This window comes from Arachidicoccus sp. (assembly GCF_050436765.1).
Lineage (GTDB): Bacteria > Bacteroidota > Bacteroidia > Chitinophagales > Chitinophagaceae > Arachidicoccus.
On record NZ_JBNQGD010000258.1, the window covers coordinates 1 to 1,806 of the forward strand.

A 1,806-nucleotide genomic window follows, 5' to 3' on the forward strand; every position below is an offset into this window, starting at 1 on the left:
GCAATGTGCGAGCAGTAGTAGCTAAGAGTGGTAGGTCTTTGGAAGTAAGAGGATACAGCGATTATTATCCATATGGTATGGTCTTACGCAGTGGAGGCACCGATTACCGCTACGGCTACCAGGGAGCTTATGCCGAGAAAGACGGTGAAACCGACTGGAACGCTTTTGAGCTAAGGATGTATGATAGCAGAATTGCCAGATGGCTGACGACAGACCCTGCCGGTCAATATTACTCACCGTATATAGCAATGGGGAATGACCCTGTGAATGGTGTAGATAAAGATGGAGGAGAAGATACACCGCCTGATTGGTATGCCCATCAAAATGGGGACGGTTCAATCAGTACATTTCATTGGGAGGGTCATCATGAACAGGAAGCAACAGCAGCAGGTCAATTATATGTCAATGTCGCAGGAGATGATCAATCTGCAGATGTGGCAATGAGTGGCGCTCAAGCATTTTTTAGTCGTTCTCCAGAGTTCAGAGGTTTTCAGAGGTATACTGATATGAACAGTATCATGACCTTTGATCAAAGAATGGCTTTTCATCAGGATCAAAGAAATGCATGGTTAGAAGCAAATCCTTATTTTAAGAACCATCCGTATGATCCGCCGCTGGGCAATGATTTAGTTGGTCAGGCTTTTGGAATGTATGCAGGTGGCAAGACGCTTGGATTGATTGGGAAAGGTTTAGGAGCTGCATTCACAGCCGCTAAAACAGGGACAACAGTGATTGGTGAAACCATGGATCGTGTAATTGATGCAGCGGCTAAAATACCTGGGGCAAGAATTCTAAATACGATGCCTGAATTTACGGGTACCGCAGATCAGATAACTAGCCAAATGATGCAATACAATCGTAAATGGATATTGAACGAAATGCGAAGTGGACGAACAATTTTAGATATAGGTTTGGATGCGAGTCGAACTAAGAGAAGTATATTTTATGAAATGGAACAAAATATGCTACAAAATTATCAAAAACTACATCCTGGTTCATTAAACATACTAAAACCATGATAGACGGAAATAAGTACATAGAGGTAGTAAAAATTTATTTCCATTTTCTTATTACAGAGTTTGGATTTAAAGTTTCAGAAGAAATAAATAACGGTAATTTTTTTTACAGGCTTCGATATATAAATAAAATTAAAGCGGTAACCGTTTCTTATGAAAACATAGAGAATTATTTATCTATATTCATCTCTATATTACAAAATGGCGAGTTGCCAGATTACGATGATAAGACAAAAACGCTGCATTTAAACAAACTTAATATCCAAATTTTATCAAGTATAGATAAAAGTGAAGTCCAATTAAACAATGACTGCTTTGCTAAATTTAATCCAAAGAATGAATTGGAAAGAAAATTATTGAAGTCGGCAAAAGAATTACGATTATGTCTAAAACATTTTGATGAGTATATAATATAAAACATTATATTTATATTCGTTAAAACACCTGTCAGGAAAGAGTTGTAGCTGATTTCAGAATAGCAAACAATAGCATAATAGAATTCAGGAAATCGCTATAATCTAAATTTCTGGGCTAAAAAGGACATTTAATAGATAAGCTTTATCAGTTGGTGTTCCAAATGTATAAAGAAGTAAGTTCTGTGAAGTAAGGTAAATACGGCATATCCAATGTACGTGCGTTGGTAGCCAAAAGCGGTAGTTCTTTTTTAGCCGTTGTTGGTCTTAGCGCAGCGGAGACCAACAACAAAAGAATAAACTGGCTGTTGACAATGTGCGTGCAGTAGTAGCTAAAAGCGGAAGTTCTTTGGAAGTAAGAGGATACAGCGATTATT

General features: G+C 37.7%; 3 protein-coding genes. 2 read left to right on the forward strand and 1 reads right to left on the reverse strand.

Going from position 1 to position 1,806, the window contains the following annotated elements:
• Together ACQR30_RS11310 and ACQR30_RS11315 are read left to right on the forward strand one after the other, a co-directional pair.
• Nucleotides 1-1,019, forward strand: a 1,019-nt coding sequence (locus ACQR30_RS11310) for an RHS repeat-associated core domain-containing protein (protein ID WP_429735117.1), incomplete at its 5' end; no start/stop codon positions are given.
• Nucleotides 1,016-1,432: a hypothetical protein gene (locus ACQR30_RS11315; RefSeq protein ID WP_429735119.1), complete on the forward strand. Its 417-nt coding sequence runs from the start codon at nt 1,016-1,018 to the stop codon at nt 1,430-1,432. The genes ACQR30_RS11310 and ACQR30_RS11315, both read left to right, overlap by 4 nt.
• Before the next feature lie 145 nt (nt 1,433-1,577).
• Here ACQR30_RS11315 and ACQR30_RS11320 read toward each other — a convergent pair.
• Nucleotides 1,578-1,806: hypothetical protein (locus ACQR30_RS11320; RefSeq protein WP_429735121.1), on the reverse strand; the 229-nt coding region annotated here is incomplete at its 5' end.

What these genes read in the sequence shown, in the direction of transcription:
- ACQR30_RS11315 (WP_429735119.1), top strand. Translation starts at nt 1,016, where the DNA reads ATGATAGACGGAAATAAGTACATAGAGGTAGTAAAAATTTATTTCCAT.